Here is a 17,411-nt window from a genome sequence, read left to right on the forward strand (position 1 = left end):
CTCTCCCCCTGTCAGCGTGCGTACGACCCGAGACCCACCAGGCAGTACACGTACTCGTTCACGGTCGCACCATTGATCGTGTAGCGCGAGGAGAAGGCGTACTGAGTGCGGGGGTCGGCGTTGCACCGGCTCATGTCCGTGGTGAACGGGATGGTCTCGATGACCTTGTAGTGCGCGTCGGACGCGGAGCAGGAGACCTCGTCCACTCCGCTGACGGACTGCGCGGTGGTGGAGGTGGGCAGGCTGCCGTTCAGGCAGGTGCCGGAGGTGTAGGGGCTCGGTGCGGGGCTCTCGCTCTCGTACGGATCGCTGCTCTCGTACGGATCGCTGGTGTACGACGGCGTGTACGACGGCGACGCGCCCGCCCGGTCGTCGAGGCCGTCGGACGAACCGCCCCCGTCGCTCCGGTTGATCAGCCACACCGATAACACGATCAGCGCGATGACCGCGAGTACGCCGAAGCAGCCGACTCCTTGCTTCTTCTCGGGATTCACGGTGCACCATTGTGAGCCAACAGCCCACCGATCTAAAATATCTTTCTAGAAAAGTACTTCAGAATGAGTCCCAAGCAGCAACGTGGCGAGGCCACCGTCGAACAGCTCCTGGACGCCGCCCTGCGCGTGTACGCGGAGTCGGGCGAGCAGGGGCTGACGGTCGCCGCCGTGACCCGCGCCAGCGGCGTCAGCCTCGGCAGCCTGTACCACCACTTCGGCAGCGTCGACGGGCTGCTGGGCGCCCTGCTGACCCGCTGGCTCGGCCGGCTGCTGGACGAGCTGCTCGACGCCTTGAAGCACACCCGCACGGCCCACACCGGCATCCGCGCCCTGGTCCGGGCCTACCTGGCCTTCATCCAGGAGCACCGGCAAGCCGCCCTGCTGCTGCACTCCTCCTACGCCGACCGGCAGGGCATGGCCGACGGCAAGCGACTCCGGGACGCCCAGGAGGCCCGGCTCTCGCCGCTCGCCCAGTGGGCCCGGCGCTACGTCGACTCCGGGGAACTGGCCCCCCTGCCGGCCCCCCTGATCGAGTCGCTGATCCTCGGCCCGGTCATCGGGGTCGCCCGGCGCTGGCTGTCCGGCATCGACGACGTCGACCTCGACGAGGCGGCCCTCGTCCTGCCCGACCGGATCTGGCGCGCGGTGGCGGCGGACGCCGGCGACGAACCCGGGGTGTCCCGGGCGCCGAGCGGTGGGCGGAGCTGAAGGCCCACGGGCTGCTCCGGGTGTCGTACGGGGACCAGGTCTGCATGTGGGTGAACCGGCTGCCCGAGGGGCTGTGGCTGGCGAGCCGGTATCCGGACACGGACATCGCGGCGAAGAACATGCGGCTGTACGTGGAGCGGCTACGCGACCGGATCGCCTCGGTGGCCCACGGCAGTCTCCCGGCGGTTTCGTAACCCAACGGACACCACGGACCCTGGTGGGAGCAACTCCCCCTTTCTACACTGCTGTTGAGGGGGAGATGCTGTGCACAGACGGTTGCACGGACGCGGGGCGCTGTTCGACGTCGATCCGGCCGGCCTCGCGCCGCGGCTCGTGGGCCTGCGCCCGCACCAGCACCGCGCACATCCGTACGAGCATCCGGACGAACCGCCGTTCGTGGTGCTCACCGGGGGGCGCGGGCTCGGTAAGAGCGCAGTCCTGGCGGAGCTGCGGGACGCCTATCGGGGACACACCCCGGTCGCGCTGATCGACTGCGCGGAGGACCAGTTCAGGGCACCGCCCGCGGACCGGCCCGCCGCCTCCTGGTCACCGCTCGCACAGGCGCTGCTGGTGATCGCCGAGCAGCTCGCGGCGCCGGTGACGGGCGCCGGGCGGATCACGTTCCCACGGCTGATGCCGGGCCTGGTCGCGGTGGCCGCGGGCGGCTGGGGCGACGCCGACTCGGAGCGGATCCGCCGGGAGGTCGAGCGGATCCTGCTGCTGAACGAGGGCGGTTCCTGGATCAGCGGGCTGGCCGGGCGCTGGGCCGGGAAGGTCGCGGCCAAGGTGGTCGCGGCGGCCACCGGCACCGGGCCGCTGGTGTCGGGCGCCATCGAGGCGACCCTGGAGTCCGTCGCCGAGGGGTTCAGCAGCCGCCGGCAGCAGAAGGCGTCGGTGTGGTACCGGACGTATCCGAACGCGGGCGGCAACGCCCAGCGCGGCCTGATCCTGCTGTCCCAGCACTTCCGGGACGGCGGCAGCTCGCGGGAGCACGCCGAGCGGTATCTGGTGCGGGCCCTGCTGGCCGACCTGACGGAGGCGTACGCGGGGGTGCTGCCGCGGATGCAGCGGCTGGGCCGGCCGCTGGTGCTGCTGGACAACGCGCAGTCGGCGCCGGGCCCCGGACTGGTGGCGGCCGTGCTGCGGGACCGCACCGAGGGCATCGCGGACCGGGTGGCGTTCTTCGCGGCCCGGCGCGGCGAGGGCCGCGAGGAGCTGCCGGGCGCGGTGCGGCGGGAGCTGCCGGAGGTGGCCCGCCGCTGCGACTGGGCTCCGGACGCGGCCCCCTCGTCGCGGGCGCTGCTGCTCGCGCTGCCGCCGCTGAGCCCGGACGACACCCTGCACATCGTCGGCGCGGTCTGCGAGGAGACCGCGGTCCCGCCGCAGCTGCCGGCCGCCGCACACCGGCTGACCGGCGGGAACCCGTTGGGCATCGGGCTGCTCGCCGAGTCGGCCGCGCAGGCCCTGCCCCAGGCGGGATCGCTCGGCGAACTCCTCACGGCCGGTTTACGGCCCGCCGAGGACCGGCCTGCCGTGCCCGTCCACGAGGCGCTGCTGGACCGGCTGGTGCCGGCCGAGCACCTGGAGGAGCTGACCGTGCTGGCCGCCGCCCACGACCACGACTCGGCCTGTGCGCTGGCCGCGGCGCTGCTGCCGGACACCTTCGGCCCGGCGAGCGTCCGGGCGCTCCAGACGCTGCTCGCCGAGGAGGGGCTGCCCGCGGTCCCGGGCCGGTTCGTCGGCGACCCGTTCGTGCGGACCCTGCTGCTGCTCCGGCTGCATCTGCGGGACGCCGACCACGCGTCCTGGCGTACCGCGCACGAGACGCTGATCGCCCACTATCCCGACGCCGGGCACGCCCGGTACCGGCTGTACCACGAACTCGCCCTCGGGGACCCGGAGGCGGCGGTCGCCCATCTGCGCGACACCTTCCTCAGCGCGCAGCCCCGGGCCTGGCTGCGCACCCTGCGCTTCATCGCGTCCGCGCCCTACTTCCACGCGCACGACGCCGAGGGCCGCGACTTCACCGGCCGCGGCGACCGGCGGGCCGCGGTCGCGCTCGGCCGCACGGACGCCGAGCACGACCCGCCGGAGGGCGTGGACGCCGTACTGCATCTGCGGGTGCGGCGGCTGCTGCACGCCGTGTGGCTGCTCGCCGATCCCCTGGTGCTGCCCGACCCGCAGGTGTGCGACCGGCTCCGCTTCGAGCTGGAGCAGCTGTCCAACCTGCGGCCGGCGGCCAACGCGCTGCTGTGGCGGACCTCCCGGGACTGGCCGGCGGCGGCGCTGGCCGGGCGCCCGATGGACGGCCCGGAGGACGACGACGGGGCCGGCGGGCCGGACGACGACGGGGAGGCGTGATGGCACGCAGAGGCGTGGGCACCTGGCTGCGCGAGGACGTGTGGGAGATCCCGCTGCGCCGCTACCTCGGCCTGCTGGTGGTGGCGGCCGTGGTGGCCGGGGCGGTGTTCGCGGGACGGGCCCTCACGCACGACGACCGCTCGTGCGCGCCCGGGGTGAGCCGGCCGGAGGGCACCGACGAATGCGTGGGCGTGGCGAGCGGATCGTACGACTTCGGGCAGCCCCGGCTGCGGGACGTCGTCCAGGCCATCGGGCGGGAGAACGACCGGCTGAAACCCGGCGGTTATGTGACGGTGGCCGTGATGCTGCCGTACACCTCCGCGTCGCCGACCAATCTGAACGACATCCGCCACCAGCTCCAGGGCGCCTATCTGGCGCAGTACCGGGCCAACCACGAGTCCAACGGGGAGCGCCCGCAGATCCGGCTGGTCCTCGCCAACCCGGGGGCGACCGGCGCGCACTGGCGGCAGACGGTCGGGCAGCTGGCGGCGATGACGTCGAGCGCGGACCGGCTGCGGGCGGTCGCCGGTATCGGGCAGAGCACCGACGCCAACAAGCAGGCGGTCAAGGAGCTGACCCGGCAGGGCGTCCCGGTGATCGGCTCCTCGATCACCGCCGACGACCTCGCCAACGGGCAGCGGGGCAAGGACCCCTACCCCGGGCTGGCCCGGGTGGCGCCGACCAACACCGACGAGGCCCGCGCGCTGGCCTCCTTCGCCAAGGTGAGCGCGGGCAAGGCACTGCTGGTGTACGACAAGCCGGGCGACCCGTACACGCGGACGCTCCAGCAGTCCTTCGCGGCGCTGATCAAGGGCTCGCCGTACGAGCCGCAGCCGTTCACCCCGCCCGCCGATCGCAGCGAGGAGGGGACCACCGCGAACACCTTCCGGCAGATCACCCACCTGGTGTGCGACACCTCCCGGGAGACGGACACGATCCTGTTCGCGGGCCGGCACACCCAGCTGCGCCAGTTCATCAACGCGCTGGGCGGGCGCGGCTGCCAGGACCGGAGGTTCACGGTGCTGACCGGCGACGAGGCGTCGTACCTGACCCACGAGAAGGACCTGGACCGCGGCGCGCTGCGGCACAACCTCTCCGTCCGCTACACCTCGCTCGCCCACCCGGACGCCTGGACGAAGGACCCGGCGCGCACGGGCGGCTCGGCGGCCGACTTCACGGCGCTGCGCGACCTGCTGACGACCGCCGCCCGCAAGCCGGTGGGCCCGATCGGCTCGGCCGCCCTGGACGACGGCCAGCTGATCATCGGCTACGACGCCCTGCGGCTCGCGGTGCACGGCATCCGCGAGGCGGTGCCGGCCGGCCGGACCGTTCCGGCGCTCGCGGACGTCGGTCTCCAGTGGCCGCAGGTCAAGGGTTCGCTGCGGGTGGACGGGGCGAGCGGCTGGGTCTGCCTGGACGTGCACGGCAACCCGTACGACAAGGCGGTACCGGTCGTGGAACTGACCCCCGAGGGCGGCTCGCGCTTCGTACGGATCGCCTGGCCGGAAGGGAAGCCGCCGGCGAAGCAGTGCCTGCCGCCGTCCTAGGTGAGCTGACCGGGAAGGGGCTCGGATGGCTCGGAAGGCGCCGCGGGGGGCGCGGCCTGCGGTCCCGGGCGGCCCTGCGCGGACTCCAGGATCTCGATCAGTCGTTCGAATCGAGTCCGCCAGCGCTGCTCCGACTCCTCCTCGCCCTGGAACTCGTGCGTGAAGCGGAGCGCGCTGCCGTGCTCGCCCTCCCGCTCCAGGTGGAACCGGATCCGGCCGCCGCCCTCCACGGTGTACTCCGCGACTCGGTCCACGTCCCACGCGGTGACCTGCCCACTGCCCAGGTCGCGCAGGGTGACGGCGCCGCCGAGCCGGGGTTCGAGCACGTCGGCGGGGGTGAACCAGGCCGCCAGCCCCTCGGGGGTGGCCACCGCGGGCCAGACGTCCTCCATGCGCTGCGCGAGCTGCACCACGAAGTGCAGGATGTGCGTGTTCCCGTGGGTCTGACTGGTGCCCTGTGCGATGGAACCACTCATGACACCAGCCTGCCCCCGGGCCGGAGGATACGCACGCGACGGTGGCTACACGCCCGCGTAGGAGTGCTTGCCGCTGACGAAGATGTTGACGCCGTAGTAGTTGAACAGCCAGCAACCGAAGGCGATCAGCGCCAGGTAGGCGGCCTTGCGGCCCTTCCAGCCCGCCGTGGCCCGCGCGTGCAGGTAGCAGGCGTAGGCGATCCAGGTGATGAAGGACCAGGTCTCCTTGGGGTCCCAGTTCCAGTACCGGCCCCAGGCGTCGCCCGCCCAGATGGCGCCCGCGATGATCGTGAACGTCCACAGCGGGAAGACGGCCGCGTTGACCCGGTAGGAGAACTTGTCCAGGGAGGCGGCGGCGGGCAGCCGCTCCAGCACCGAGGTCGCGAACGAGCCGGGCCTGCCGCCCGACTGGAGCTTGGTCTCGTACGCGTCCTTGAACAGGTACAGGATCGTGGCGACCGCGCCGACGTAGAACACCGCGCCGCAGAAGATCGCGGTGGAGACGTGGATGTACAGCCAGTACGAGTGCAGGGCCGGCACCAGCTGGTCGCTGGCCGTGTACAGGACGGTGACCGCGAGGCCCAGGTCCAGCAGGACCGTCGTGGTGAGGAACAGGCCGAGCCAGCGCACGTTCTTCCGCAGCGCCAGCAAGCCCAGGTAGACGCCGACGGCCACCGTGGAGAAGGTGATGTTGAACTCGTACATGTTGCCCCACGGCGCCCGTCCCACGGAGGCCGCGCGGGCGACGACGCCGCCCAGCTCCACCAGGAACGCGAGCACGGTGAGGGAGATGGCGATCCGGCCGTAGAGGTCGCCCTGCTCGTCGCCGCCGTGCGCGCCGGGCCCGTCCGGCACGTCCCGCGCGCCGGACGCCGAGCGGACGACGACCTTGGGCCGCTCCAGCACGGTGGTGCCGCCGCCGGCCTGCTGCACGGTGACGGCGGGAGCCTCGGCGGCCCGGGCGTCCGCCGTGAGCGCGGCGGCCGTACGCGCCACCTTGCTGCGGCTGCCGAACAGCCACTCGGCGATGTAGGCGAAGAAGGCCAGGGTGTAGACAGCCATCGACGAGTAGATCAGCGTGTTGCTGATGCTCGCGAGATGTTCATTGGTGGCGGCGGCGAGAGTCACTTCTCAGCCCCTTCGGCAGGTACGGCTAGGGGGTCGGGGGTTGCTGCGGAGTCGTCGTCGGGGTCGGGAGCCCCCGGCGCCTGGTCGTAGAGGGTTCCGGCGAGGTCGCCCAGCTCCTCGGGCACCTTCGCGGATTCGCTGCGGCCGAGCCCGGCCATCTCGACCACCGTGACACCGTCGGCACCGCGCACCGCCCGCACCCACACGCGGCGGCGCTGGATGAACAGGGATCCGGCCAGGCCGAAGATCGCGGCGAGGGCACCGCCGAGCGCCCAGCCGCTGCCCGGCTCCTGGACGATCTCGAAGCCGGCCCACTCCTTGATGTCCTTCTCGAAGGTGATCGAGCCGGCGCCGTTCGGCAGCGTCAGCGTGTCGCCCGGCTTGAGCAGCTTCTTCAGCAGCTGGCCCTTGGCGTCCTTGAACGCCTTCATGTGGGTCTTGTCCAGCTGGTACACGCTCTGCGGGATGCCCGAGTCCACACCCAGGTCGCCGTGGTAGGCGTTCACCGCGAGCAGCGGGTTCACCAGCGCCGGGTACTGCGACAGCATCGTGCCGCTCCGCGCGTCGAAGGTGGGCACGAAGAACGCCTGGAAGCCGAGCTGCTCCTTCTGGCCCCGGGCGTCGCGGTAGCCGTCCATCACCTTCACCACGCCGTTGGAGGTGACGTTGCCGTCGAGCGGCAGCAGCGGTACGGCGTCGTGGTAGACGACCTTGCCCTTGCCGTCCCGGACGGTGACGACGGGCGCGTAGCCGTGACTGACCAGGTAGACCTTGGCGTCGTCGATCTTGAGCGGCTCGTTGACCTTGACGGTGGCCGGCTTCTCCTTGCCGTACGCGCCCTCGCTGTAGCGGATCTTCGCCTCGAAGGTGCGCGGGGTGCCCTTGTTCGGACCGCTGACCTCGTAGGTGGCCCGGAAGTCCTTCAGGTCGAAGCTGAACGGGACCAGGTCGTCGTTCTGGAACAGGCTGCCGGACTTGAAGTCGTCGTACATGGGCAGCGCGTTGGCGAAGCCGTCGCCCTCCACCATCAGCTTGGTGCCGTCCGACTTGAACAGCTGGCCCGAGGCGAAGGCGACCAGCAGCACGATCAGCGCGATGTGGAACAGCAGGTTGCCCAGCTCGCGCAGATAGCCCTTCTCGGCGGCGACGGCGTCACCGGCGAGGTGGGCGCGGAAGCGGCGCTTCTTCAGCAGCGCGAGCGCGGCCTCGTGGACCTGCTCCGGATCGGCCTGCGTCCGCCATGTCGTGTACGCGGGCAGCCGGGTCAGCCGCTTGGGCGCGGCCGGCGGACGGCCGCGCAGCTGGCCGACGAACTGCCAGGTGCGCGGCACGATGCAGCCGATGAGGGAGACGAACAGCAGGATGTAGATGGCGGAGAACCACACCGAGCTGTAGACGTGGAACAGGCCGAGCCTGTCGTAGAGGGGCGCGAGCGCGGTGTGCGCCTTGCGGAAGTCCTCGACCTTGGTGGCGTCGGCCCCGGTCTGCGGGATCAGCGAGCCGGGGATCGCGCCGAGCGAGAGCAGCAGGAGCAGCAGCAGCGCGACCCGCATGGAGGTCAGCTGCCGCCAGAACCAGCGCACCCAGCCGATGACGCCGAGGCCCGGCAGACTCGTCTGCTCCTCCTGCGGCGCGGTGGACAGCTGGGAACCGGCCGCCCCCAGGTCCTCCTGGTCCCGGCTCGTTTCGGTGTCGGTCTTGCTCATCGGTCAGATCCCCACATTGAAGCCGTCGGACCAGGTCTGCATCTGCTGGATCAGACCGCTCCACGCGCCGGTCAGCAGCAGCACACCGGTGAGGATCATCATCGAGCCACCGATGCGCATCACCCAGACATAGTGGCGCTTGATCCAGGCGAAGGCGCCGAGCGCCTTGCGGAAGGCGATCGCGGTGATGACGAACGGGAGGCCGAGGCCGAGGCAGTAGACGACCATCAGCAGCGAACCGCGCGCGGCGCTCGACTCCTGGAAGGAGAGGAAGTTCACCGAGGAGAGGGTCGGGCCCATGCAGGGCGTCCAGCCGACGCCGAAGAGGGCGCCGAGGACGGGCGCGCCGAGCAGGCCGCCCGTCGGCCGCTTGTGGAAGCGGAACTCGCGCATGGTGAACCAGGGCAGCAGCCCCATGAAGAACACACCCATGACGATCATGAGCGCGCCGAGCACCTTGGACAGGGTGTCCTGGTAGTCGATCAGGGTGGAGCCGAAGTAGCCGAAGAGTGCCCCGCTGGAGACGAACACGGCGCTGAAGCCGAGGACGAACAGGGAGGCGCCGGCGATCATCCGCCCCCGCTTGGCCTCGGCCAGGTCGGTGCCCGCGACGCCCGTCACATAGGAGAGGTAGCCGGGGACCAGCGGCAGCACGCAGGGCGAGAAGAAGGAGACGAGCCCGGCGAGCAGGGCGACCGGCAGGGCGACCAGCAGGGCGCCGTGCAGGACCGTCTGGTTCTGCCCCGGGCCCGCCGTCGCGGCCAGCGTCAGCAGTGCGCTCACGTCACTTCTCCGCGAGGACCGGCTTGAGCATCTTCAGCAGGGTCGTGTCGTCGAGCGCCTCCAGGGCCCGCGCGGCGACCTTCCCGTGCTTGTCGATGACGAGCGTGGAGGGGATGAGCTGCGGGTTGAGGGTGCCCTTCCGGAAGCGGAGCATCAGCTTGCCCGTGGGGTCGTACAGGCTCGGGAACCCGACGCCGTGCTCCTTCTCGAAGGCGACCGCCGGGGTGGTGCTGCTGTCCCGGGTGTTGACGCCGACGAACTGCACACCCTTGTCCGCGTAAGCCTTCGACACCTTCGCGAAGTACTGCGCCTCCTCCCGGCACGGCCCGCACCAGGAGCCCCAGAAGTTGAGGACGACGACCTTGCCCCGGTAGTCGGCGACGTCGAGGGTCTTGCCGTCGATCGTCGGGCCCGACAGGTCCGGGGCGGTGGCACGCTTGCCGGCCGGCACCGTGTCGATGCCGAGGTTGCCGGTGACGAAGTTGGTGTCGCCTCCGCCACCGGAGGTGCCGCCCTTACCGCACGCGGACAGGGTCAGGGCCGCGACGGCGGCCACAGCGGTGAGCAGGACGGCGCGGCTACGGGTACTCATGTGAAAAGTTTCGCATGCCTGTTCCGAGGATCTCGCACACCCCCCTGCCGGGCGGAAAACCGCATTTCAGGGCGTTTTTACACGGAACATTCCGGACATCAGGCCGCGTTGCCCGAGGCGGACTTCGCGTCCCGCAGGAACTCCCTCCAGCCCCCGGCGGGCCGCTGCCCGACCTCCAGCGTCCGCAGCTTGGCGAGCACCTCGGGCTTCTGTACGTCCATCCAGTCCACGAACTGCCGGAAGGAGACCAGCCGCACGTCGGCGCCCTTCTCCTTCTCCCGCGCGATGTGCTTGAACGCCTCCTCGACGGCGTCCATGTAGATGCCGCCGTTCCACTGCTCGAAGTGGTTCCCGACGAAGAACGGCGCCCGGTTTGTCTCGTATGCCCGCTTGAATCCCTGGATGTACGCCTGCGCGGACTGCTTGCGCCACCCCGGGTAGTTGTAGGAGGGCGCCTTGGTGGAGTTCACGGACTGGTTGGCGAGCATGTTGTAGTCCATGGACAGGACCTCGAAGGAACGTCCGGGGAAAGGTATCTGCTGCAACGGCAGGTCCCATATCCCCGACTTCTTCACCGGCCACGTCTGCCGGCCGCCCGGCGAGGAGGCGTCGTAGCGCCAGCCCAGCTCGCGGGCGGTGGGCAGCAGGTTGTTCTGGCCGAGCAGGCAGGGCGTACGGCCGCCGACCAGCTCCTTGTCGTAATCGAACGGCAGTGACGGCAGATCGGTCCAGCCGGTGTTGGTCCGCCACTCCTTCACGAACGCCTTGGCCTGCCGGATCTCGCTCTGCCACTGCTGGGGGGTCCAGTTGGCGACCGTGCCCGAGCCGGCGCAGAAGTGCCCGTTGAAGTGGGTGCCGATCTCGTGGCCCTCCAGCCAGGCCCGGCGGACGTTCTTCAGCGTGGCCTTGATGTGCTCGTCGGTGAGGTACCCGATGTCGGAGGCGCCGCGCGGGTTGTTCGGGGGCTCGTACAGCCGCTTCTTCGACTCCGGCAGCAGATACAGCCCCGAGAGGAAGAAGGTCATGCTCGCGCCGTGCTCCTTGGCCAGGTCCAGAAAGCGCGGGAAGAGGCCGTTGCCGACCTCGCCGGCACCGTCCCAGGAGAAGATCACGAACTGCGGCGGGGTCTGCCCCGGCTCCAGCGGCTCGGGCTTGGCCGGCTGGTGCGACTGCTTGCCGGTGAAGGAGGTGGAGCCGTCACCGATCGGCCGCGCCGGACGCTCACCGCTCCCGCCCGCACGCCCGGACCCGCCCTGGCCGGAACCGTTCGAGTGCCCCTTGCCGTCCGAGGACGTGAGACTCCCGCAGCCGGCGAGCGAGGCGGCGGCCGCCGCGCCCGCGCCGAGGCCGAGTACTCCCCTCCGGGAGAGGGTGCGGGAGAAGGTGCGCATGGAAATCCCCGATCGTCGCTGCCTGCTGGTCACCCAGTGAGAGGACGGGACGATCGGGGAGGTTCCGATGATTCTTATGTTTTTCGCAATGTTCCCGGCAAAAACACCCTAAGTCACGCCAAACGGACTGTCTGGTACGGGTGTTGAGCAGGTCAGGCCCCGAACGCCTTCCCCTGGGCCGTGCCCTTGCCCTTCTGCGGCTTGGCACCGGCGCGCAGATGGACCGGGACCAGGTCGATCGCGGGCTCGCTGTAACCCACGGACACGATCTTGTCGCCCTGGTAGGTGAACGTCGTCAGGGAGGCGAGCGTGCACTGCCGTTTGCGCGGGTCGTGCCACAGCCGCCGCCGCTCGACGTACGACCGCACGATCCAGATCGGCAGCTGATGACTGACCAGCACCGCCTCGTGCCCGCGCGCCCGGTCCTTGGCCGCGTTCAGCGCACCCATCATCCGCACGACCTGGTCGACGTACGGCTCGCCCCAGGACGGCCGGAACGGGTTGCCGAGGTGCTTCCAGTTCTCCGGCTTGCGCAGCGCGCCGTCCCCCACGCCGAAGGTCTTGCCCTGGAAGACGTTGTCGGCCTCGATCAGCCGCTCGTCGGTGTCCAGGTCCAGCCCGTGCGCCTTGGCGATCGGCGTGGCCGTCTCCTGCGCCCGCTCCAGCGGCGAGGCGCAGACATGGGTCACATCCCGCGAGGCGAGGTGCTCGGCGACCCGGTCGGCCATCTGCCGGCCCAGCTCGGACAGGTGGTAGCCGGGCAACCGCCCGTACAGGATCCCGTCCGGGTTCTCGACCTCACCGTGCCGCATGAGATGGACGACGGTGACGTCCTTGTTGTCGCGGGAGATGGTCATTCCGCCGTGGCCTCCGCAGCCGCCCGGGCCGCCGCCGGAAGGGCGTCGGCGATCTTCTGAATGGCCCGCTCGTCGTGGGCCGTGGACACGAACCAGGACTCGAAGGACGACGGCGGCAGATAGACGCCGTTCGCCAGCAGCGAGTGGAAGAACGCGGTGAAGCGGTACGACTCCTGCCGCTTGGCGTCCTCGTAGTCGCGCACCTGCCGGTCCGTGAAGAACACGGAGAACATGTTGGAGGCCGTCTGGAGCCGGTGCGCCACGCCCTCCTTGCTCAGCGCCTCGGTGACGAGGGCCTGGATCTGCGCGGAAACGGCGTCGACGGTGTCGTACGCGGCGTCGTCGAGCAGCCGCAGCTGGGCGAGGCCGGCGGCGGTGGCGACGGGGTTGCCGGAGAGAGTACCGGCCTGGTAGACGGGCCCGGCGGGGGCGAGGTGGGCCATGACATCGGCGCGCCCGCCGAAGGCCGCGGCCGGGAAGCCGCCGCCCATGACCTTCCCGAAGGTCATGAGGTCGGGCTTGACGCCCTCCACGCCGTACCAGCCGGCGCGGCTGGTGCGGAACCCGGTCATCACCTCGTCGGAGATGAAGAGGGCGCCGTTCTTCCGGCAGGCGTCCTTCAGACCCTGGTTGAACCCGGGGGCGGGCGGCACGACGCCCATGTTCCCCGGGGAAGCCTCCGTGATCACACACGCGATCTCGCCCGGGTGCCGGTGGAACGCCTCCTGCACGGCCTCCAGGTCGTTGTACGGCAGCACGATCGTGTCGCCGGCCTGCGCGCCGGTGACGCCCGGGGTGTCGGGCAGCGCGAAGGTGGCGACCCCGGACCCGGCCGCGGCGAGCAGCGAGTCGACGTGCCCGTGGTAGCACCCGGCGAACTTGATCACCTTCGTCCGCCGGGTGAAGCCCCGGGCGAGCCGGATAGCGGACATGGTCGCCTCGGTGCCGCTGCTGACGAGCCGCACCTGCTCGACGGGCTCGACGCGGGCGACGATCTCCTCGGCGAGCGCGACCTCGCCCTCACCGGGCGTCCCGAAGGACGTACCGCGGGCCACGGCCTCCTGCACGGCGGCGATGACCTCGGGGTGCGCGTGCCCGAGAATCATGGGCCCCCAGGAGCAGACGAGGTCGACGTACTCACGGCCGTCGGCGTCGGTGAGGTAGGGCCCCTTGCCCGACACCATGAAGCGTGGGGTGCCGCCGACGGCGCGGAAGGCGCGCACCGGGGAGTTCACTCCGCCCGGGGTGACGACGGAGGCACGGTCGAAGAGCGCCTGTGAGACGGGCGCGTCGTAGGGATAGGGCGTTTCGCTCATGGCACTCATGACGTGCGACTTCTCCGGCTTCTCGGACTCCGGTTGCGGGGTGACCCCCTCAGGGTAGGCCGCGCCCCGGCCGAACCGCGGTCGGCCTCGAGATCGAAGCGCCGTCTTCCGTCCGGCATCTGCGAGACTGAGCCCTGATACACAAAGCCCCTACGCACGTACTCATCAGGACCGGATGATCAGGGACCGGATGATCCCCGTGGACTGTTGTTCCACCGCACGTTTCGGCGGGCGGCCGTGGGGGAGGTCACTGACACGATGATCGGGTTGCGCGGCGGGGGCCACGCGTCCTAGAAAAGCAGTCGGGTGGAGATATGCATCGCGGTGGCGGACTGGGCGAGGGGACTGATGACCTGGGTCCTCGACGTGCCCGGCGGGGAAGGCACCGGCGCGACGCGGAGGAAACGACAGAAGCACGTCAGGAAACACGTCAGTCTGACGCCCGTCAGACTCAGGGTGTACCGAGTGAGCCCGAGCGGTACGACCGGCAGATCGACCGGGAGCTCGAACGCGAGCTCGACCAGCGGCAGGGCCGCAGACTGGACCGGCCGACCGACCGCCGGCTCGACCACCGGGCCGACCGCCTCCGGGCGGGGAGCAGGAATGGTGGTCGAGTGGGGGTGACGTACAAATACTTCGGCGCGCCGGACGGCGCGACCGCGGCCCGTGTCCCCATCTCGATGCGTCCCGAGGAACTCGGCGGCGACGAGCTGGGCATGAACGGCATGTTCACCAAGATCAAGCCGGAGACGATGGCCGCGATGGTCCTGACCGGCATCGAGGGCGTCCCCCTGCACAAGGTGCCGCCTCTGGAACTGGTCGTCCTGCACCCCGACTACGCGGTCGTCAAACTCCCCATGACGGTCGTCGACCCCCTCCGCGGCATCGGCGAGGAGGCGGTGGGCGCGGCAGCCTTCATCTGGTCCACGGTCCCGGACCGCGGGGGCCCGCGGGACGCGTTCAATGTGTACCAGTTGCTGCACGAGTGGCAGGACTTCAGCCACCGGTTGCATGAGGCGGGGCATCAGCCTTATTGCCTGGTGTGGCCCTGAGCTGACGTCCCTTCGGGCGGAGTTTCCGCCCTTTTCGTGTGATGAGGCCTGGGCTACGGGGTGGGGCGTTCCGTGAAGGCATCGGCGGGCACCTTGTGAGGCTCGGGGTCGAGTGGCCGAGGTCTTCTTGGAGGACCGGATCACCGTCCCCTGCCGACGGCGGTTTCCCGGTGTCGCTCGTCGGTGGGAGACAGCGGAAGGACGGCGGGCCGGGACCGGTCCGCCGTGCCGGTCGCGGCCCGACGGGTGTGAAGGGCCGGCGTCTGTGGTCAGCAGGTGGTGGCGGGGGCCGGGGTTCCGGTGGTGATCCGGAGGGTGGGCGGGGTGGCGCAGCAGCCGCCGGACCGGGGGGTGTCGGGCTCGTCGTAGAGGCCGGCTCCGCCGCACACGCCGGTCTCCGGCAGGGTCAGCTCGACGCGTTCGGCGGCCTCGCGGTCGCCGGCGAGGGAGGCGGTGACGGAGCGGACCTGCTCGTAGCCGGTCATCGCCAGGAACGTGGGCGCACGGCCGTAGGACTTCATGCCGACCAGGTAGACGTCCTCCTCCGGGTGGGACAGCTCGTTCACGCCGTGCGGGTAGACCGTGCCGCAGGAGTGCACGTTGGGGTCGATGAGCGGAGCGAGTGCGGTGGGCGCCTGGAGGCGCTCGTCGAGGCCGAGGCGGACCTCGGACAGGAAGGACAGGTCGGGGCGGAAGCCGGTCAGCACGATCACCTCGTCGACCGGGTCCAGGTGGCGGCCGTCCTCGGCGACGAGTACGAGCTGATCGCCGTCGCGTTCCACTGCCTGGGTACGGAAGCCGGTGACCGCACTCGCGTGGCCTTCTCCGACGGCGGCCTTGGCCCGCAGGCCCAGGGCGCCTCGGGCGGGCAGTTGGTCGGCCTCGCCGCCGCCGAAGGTGGAGCCGGTGATGCCGCGGCGCACGATCCACACCACGTGCGTGCCTTCCTCCTCCCCGGCCAGGTCGGCGAGGTGGGCCAGCGCGGTGAACGCGGAGGCGCCGGAGCCGATGACGGCGGTGCGCTTGCCCGCGTATCGGGCGCGTACGCCCGGGTCGTTCAGGTCGGGTACGCGATAGGAGACGCGGTCGGCCGCCGCCCGTTCCCCGAGGGCGGGCAGGCCGTCGGCGCCCATGGGGCCGGGGGTGGACCACGTGCCGGAGGCGTCGATGACGGCGCGGGCGGTGATGCGTTCCTCGTGGCCGTCCGCAGTGGTGATGTGGACGGTGAAGGGCTGTTCGGCGCGGCCGGAGTCGACGATCCGGTCCCGGCCGGCACGGGCCACGCCGGTCACGGTGGCGCCGTAGCGGACCTTGTCGCCGAGGACGTCGGCCAGTGGCTTCAGGTACTGCTCGGCCCAGTCGCCGCCGGTCGGGTAGGTGGCGCCGTCCGGGCGGGTCCAGCCGGTGGGGGCGAGGAGCTTCTCGGCGGCGGGGTCGGTGACCTCGGCCCAGGGGGAGAACAGACGCACGTGCGCCCAGTCGCGTACGGCCGTGCCGGCGGAGGGGCCGGCTTCCAGGACCAGCGGTTCGATGCCGCGCTCGATGAGATGGGCGGCGGCGGCCAGGCCGATGGGGCCGGCTCCGATGACCACGACCGGCAACTGGTCGGTGCTGGGCACGCCGGTGAGGGTTACGGCCATGGGACTCCCCTTTGTTTCGACGTTTGTCGATGACTTACGCGGCCAGCATGGCGGCTGATTCGACATACGTCAACATAGACGTTCATCGAATCGATGTGTGTCAACATAGATGCATGTCGAACACCAAGGTGCTGCCGCTGCTCGCCCCCGGGTCGGATGCCGTGGCGCCGTGCTGCCCGCCGCTCACCGAGCGACCGTTCACCGCGGAGGAGGCCGAGACGGCCGCGCGGATGTTCAAGGCGCTGGGCGATCCGGTGCGGCTGCGGCTGTTCTCCGCGGTCGCCTCGCACGAGGGCGGCGAGGCGTGCGTGTGTGACATCTCCGACGTCGGCGTTTCCCAGCCGACCGTCTCCCATCACCTGAAGAAGCTGAAGGAGGCCGGGCTGCTGACCTCCGAGCGGCGCGGCACGTGGGTGTACTACCGGGTCGAGCCGTCGGTGCTGGCGGCGATGGGCCAGCTCCTGACCAACGTGTCGACCGCCCCCTGACCTCCGAACCGGCCGCCGCCGATCACCGCGGCCTGGGACGCCTACGTCATGCGGCAGGCTGCTCGTCCGTCGCGCGACCCGCCATGAAGATGAGCGCCACCAGCGCCAGCCCGACGACAGCGCCGACGAGCTGCATGGCGACGAAGGCGGCGACCGAGCCGGGGGCGATGCCCGCGAAGGTGTCGGTGAAGGCGCGGCCGATGGTCACCGCCGGGTTGGCGAAGGACGTGGAGGAGGTGAACCAGTAGGCGGCGCCGATGTAGGAGGCGACCGCGACGGGTGCGAAGCGCAGGCGGTCGGTGCGGGCCAGGCCGAAGATCAGCAGGATCAGTCCGGCGGTGGCCACGACCTCGCCGAGCAGCAGGTGCCCCGCCGAGCGGTCGTGGGTGGACCACTTCACCAGCGGCTCGCCGAACATCGCATCGGCCAGCACCGCGCCCGCGATGGCACCCACGATCTGGGCCGGGACGTACACGGCGGCCTCGCGCAGGCTCACCCCCGCGCCACCACGGCGGGCGGTGAACCACTCGGCCAGGGTGACGGCCGGGTTGAAGTGCGCCCCCGAGACCGGACCGAGCAGGATGATCAGGACGCCGAGACCGAAGACCGTGGCCGTGGAGTTGGCCAGCAGCTGCAAGCCGACGTCCTTGGTCAGCTCGGTGGCCTGGATGCCGGAGCCGACCACGACCGCGACGAGCGCCGCCGTGCCGACCAGTTCGGCCGCGGCTTTGGCGATCAGCGGAGGAGTCCGGGGCGGCGTGGCACCGGGGGCGGGCCGCGGCTCAGCGGCGGGGGCCATGGCGGACCGGTCGGCTCTGTCGTGCTCGGTGGCCTCGGTGGCGGTCAACAGGACTCCTCGGTGT

Annotated in this window: 16 protein-coding genes and 1 pseudogene; 6 read left to right on the top strand and 11 right to left on the bottom strand. The window is 71.0% G+C overall.

Annotated elements, in window-relative coordinates; translation table 11 throughout:
* Positions 1-11: 11 nt before the first annotated feature.
* A complete protein-coding gene (locus ACZ7DL_RS03525) occupies positions 12-494 on the bottom strand; it encodes an LppU/SCO3897 family protein (RefSeq protein WP_470771060.1) in 483 nt (160 codons plus the stop codon).
* A 63-nt stretch (positions 495-557) separates the two neighbouring features.
* Between ACZ7DL_RS03525 and ACZ7DL_RS03530 the strand changes: the two genes are divergently transcribed.
* From ACZ7DL_RS03530 to ACZ7DL_RS03545, 4 genes and pseudogenes are all read left to right on the top strand, one after another.
* A complete protein-coding gene (locus ACZ7DL_RS03530; protein WP_470771062.1) occupies positions 558-1,202 on the top strand; it encodes a TetR/AcrR family transcriptional regulator in 645 nt (214 codons plus the stop codon).
* A pseudogene (locus ACZ7DL_RS03535) lies at positions 1,166-1,396 on the top strand (condensation domain-containing protein); the annotation flags it as partial. The gene ACZ7DL_RS03530 and the pseudogene ACZ7DL_RS03535, both read left to right, overlap by 37 nt.
* Positions 1,397-1,466: 70 nt before the next feature.
* On the top strand, positions 1,467-3,563 hold the full coding sequence (locus ACZ7DL_RS03540; protein WP_470771064.1) for a hypothetical protein: 2,097 nt from the start codon (positions 1,467-1,469) through the stop codon (positions 3,561-3,563).
* Positions 3,563-5,110, top strand: coding sequence for a hypothetical protein (locus ACZ7DL_RS03545; RefSeq protein WP_470771066.1), 1,548 nt, complete (start codon positions 3,563-3,565; stop codon positions 5,108-5,110). The genes ACZ7DL_RS03540 and ACZ7DL_RS03545 overlap by 1 nt, the downstream gene beginning before the upstream one ends.
* Here ACZ7DL_RS03545 and ACZ7DL_RS03550 read toward each other — a convergent pair.
* The 8 genes from ACZ7DL_RS03550 to hemL form a co-directional block, all read right to left on the bottom strand.
* Positions 5,107-5,586: an SRPBCC domain-containing protein gene (locus tag ACZ7DL_RS03550; RefSeq protein ID WP_470771067.1), complete on the bottom strand. Its 480-nt coding sequence runs from the start codon at positions 5,584-5,586 to the stop codon at positions 5,107-5,109. The genes ACZ7DL_RS03545 and ACZ7DL_RS03550 overlap by 4 nt on opposite strands.
* 45 nt (positions 5,587-5,631) lie before the next feature.
* Positions 5,632-6,714 carry a c-type cytochrome biogenesis protein CcsB gene (gene ccsB, locus ACZ7DL_RS03555; protein WP_470771069.1) on the bottom strand — a complete coding sequence of 361 codons (1,083 nt, stop codon included), beginning with the start codon at positions 6,712-6,714 and terminating at the stop codon, positions 5,632-5,634.
* Positions 6,711-8,420 (bottom strand): cytochrome c biogenesis protein ResB, encoded by a 1,710-nt coding sequence (gene resB / locus ACZ7DL_RS03560; RefSeq protein ID WP_470771071.1) that lies wholly within the window; start codon positions 8,418-8,420, stop codon positions 6,711-6,713. Before resB ends, ccsB begins: the two co-directional genes overlap by 4 nt.
* A 3-nt stretch (positions 8,421-8,423) precedes the next feature.
* Positions 8,424-9,203, bottom strand: coding sequence for a cytochrome c biogenesis CcdA family protein (locus tag ACZ7DL_RS03565; protein WP_470771073.1), 780 nt, complete (start codon positions 9,201-9,203; stop codon positions 8,424-8,426).
* 1 nt (position 9,204) lies between these two features.
* Positions 9,205-9,795, bottom strand: coding sequence for a TlpA family protein disulfide reductase (locus ACZ7DL_RS03570; protein WP_470771074.1), 591 nt, complete (start codon positions 9,793-9,795; stop codon positions 9,205-9,207).
* Positions 9,796-9,893: 98 nt separating this feature from the next.
* Complete coding sequence (locus ACZ7DL_RS03575; RefSeq protein WP_470771076.1) at positions 9,894-11,186, bottom strand: polysaccharide deacetylase family protein; 1,293 nt, start codon at positions 11,184-11,186, stop codon at positions 9,894-9,896.
* Between the two features lie 152 nt (positions 11,187-11,338).
* Positions 11,339-12,043, bottom strand: a complete 705-nt coding sequence (locus ACZ7DL_RS03580; RefSeq protein ID WP_470771078.1) for a histidine phosphatase family protein — start codon at positions 12,041-12,043, stop codon at positions 11,339-11,341.
* The gene (gene hemL, locus ACZ7DL_RS03585) at positions 12,040-13,359 is read right to left on the bottom strand and encodes a glutamate-1-semialdehyde 2,1-aminomutase (RefSeq protein ID WP_470771080.1); all 1,320 of its coding nucleotides are present in this window, start codon (positions 13,357-13,359) and stop codon (positions 12,040-12,042) included. Before hemL ends, ACZ7DL_RS03580 begins: the two co-directional genes overlap by 4 nt.
* Positions 13,360-13,982: 623 nt before the next feature.
* Here hemL and ACZ7DL_RS03590 point away from each other — a divergent pair.
* Positions 13,983-14,420 carry a hypothetical protein gene (locus ACZ7DL_RS03590; RefSeq protein WP_003974483.1) on the top strand — a complete coding sequence of 146 codons (438 nt, stop codon included), beginning with the start codon at positions 13,983-13,985 and terminating at the stop codon, positions 14,418-14,420.
* A 269-nt stretch (positions 14,421-14,689) separates the two neighbouring features.
* On the opposite strand, the gene ACZ7DL_RS03595 is transcribed toward ACZ7DL_RS03590, so the two are convergent.
* A complete protein-coding gene (locus tag ACZ7DL_RS03595; protein ID WP_470771082.1) occupies positions 14,690-16,060 on the bottom strand; it encodes an FAD-dependent oxidoreductase in 1,371 nt (456 codons plus the stop codon).
* Between the two features lie 113 nt (positions 16,061-16,173).
* Here ACZ7DL_RS03595 and ACZ7DL_RS03600 point away from each other — a divergent pair, with 113 nt between their 5' ends.
* Positions 16,174-16,548: an ArsR/SmtB family transcription factor gene (locus tag ACZ7DL_RS03600; protein ID WP_470771084.1), complete on the top strand. Its 375-nt coding sequence runs from the start codon at positions 16,174-16,176 to the stop codon at positions 16,546-16,548.
* A 46-nt stretch (positions 16,549-16,594) separates the two neighbouring features.
* Here ACZ7DL_RS03600 and ACZ7DL_RS03605 read toward each other — a convergent pair whose 3' ends face one another.
* On the bottom strand, positions 16,595-17,395 hold the full coding sequence (locus ACZ7DL_RS03605; protein WP_470771085.1) for an aquaporin: 801 nt from the start codon (positions 17,393-17,395) through the stop codon (positions 16,595-16,597).
* Positions 17,396-17,411: the final 16 nt, after the last annotated feature.

The sequence above is a fragment of the Streptomyces sp. NPDC036984 genome, from assembly GCF_055607665.1.

What these genes read in the sequence shown, in the direction of transcription:
- hemL (WP_470771080.1), bottom strand. Translation starts at nt 13,359, where the DNA reads ATGAGCGAAACGCCCTATCCCTACGACGCGCCCGTCTCACAGGCGCTC.
- ACZ7DL_RS03600 (WP_470771084.1), top strand. Translation starts at nt 16,174, where the DNA reads ATGTCGAACACCAAGGTGCTGCCGCTGCTCGCCCCCGGGTCGGATGCC.
- resB (WP_470771071.1), bottom strand. Translation starts at nt 8,420, where the DNA reads ATGAGCAAGACCGACACCGAAACGAGCCGGGACCAGGAGGACCTGGGG.
- ACZ7DL_RS03575 (WP_470771076.1), bottom strand. Translation starts at nt 11,186, where the DNA reads ATGCGCACCTTCTCCCGCACCCTCTCCCGGAGGGGAGTACTCGGCCTC.
- ACZ7DL_RS03570 (WP_470771074.1), bottom strand. Translation starts at nt 9,795, where the DNA reads ATGAGTACCCGTAGCCGCGCCGTCCTGCTCACCGCTGTGGCCGCCGTC.
- ACZ7DL_RS03545 (WP_470771066.1), top strand. Translation starts at nt 3,563, where the DNA reads ATGGCACGCAGAGGCGTGGGCACCTGGCTGCGCGAGGACGTGTGGGAG.
- ACZ7DL_RS03595 (WP_470771082.1), bottom strand. Translation starts at nt 16,060, where the DNA reads ATGGCCGTAACCCTCACCGGCGTGCCCAGCACCGACCAGTTGCCGGTC.
- ACZ7DL_RS03580 (WP_470771078.1), bottom strand. Translation starts at nt 12,043, where the DNA reads ATGACCATCTCCCGCGACAACAAGGACGTCACCGTCGTCCATCTCATG.
- ACZ7DL_RS03530 (WP_470771062.1), top strand. Translation starts at nt 558, where the DNA reads ATGAGTCCCAAGCAGCAACGTGGCGAGGCCACCGTCGAACAGCTCCTG.
- ACZ7DL_RS03550 (WP_470771067.1), bottom strand. Translation starts at nt 5,586, where the DNA reads ATGAGTGGTTCCATCGCACAGGGCACCAGTCAGACCCACGGGAACACG.